Origin of the sequence: Pseudomonas sp. SIMBA_041 (assembly GCF_046535095.1) — a bacterium.
GTDB lineage: Bacteria > Pseudomonadota > Gammaproteobacteria > Pseudomonadales > Pseudomonadaceae > Aquipseudomonas > Aquipseudomonas mucoides.
Window position 1 is genome coordinate 1 of the sequence record NZ_JAWRXJ010000256.1, and the last position, 275, is coordinate 275.

A 275-nucleotide genomic window follows, 5' to 3' on the forward strand; every position below is an offset into this window, starting at 1 on the left:
TGTACGTCACGTACTTCAAAGCCTGCACGTTCACGAGTTAGACCACCAGGTCCTAATGCTGATACACGGCGTTTATGGGTAACTTCAGACAACGGGTTGTTCTGATCCATAAACTGTGACAATTGGCTTGAACCAAAGAATTCTTTAACCGCAGCCGCTACTGGCTTAGAGTTGATCAAATCTTGTGGTGACAAGTTGTCTGATTCCGCTGAGCTTAAACGCTCTTTGACCGCACGCTCAACACGTACTAGACCAACACGGAATTGGTTTTCTGC

At 46.5% G+C, this 275-nt stretch carries 1 protein-coding gene; it reads right to left on the reverse strand.

Annotated elements, in window-relative coordinates; genetic code table 11:
* Nucleotides 1–275: hypothetical protein (locus SB725_RS31085; RefSeq protein WP_410923244.1), on the reverse strand; the 275-nt coding region annotated here is incomplete at both ends.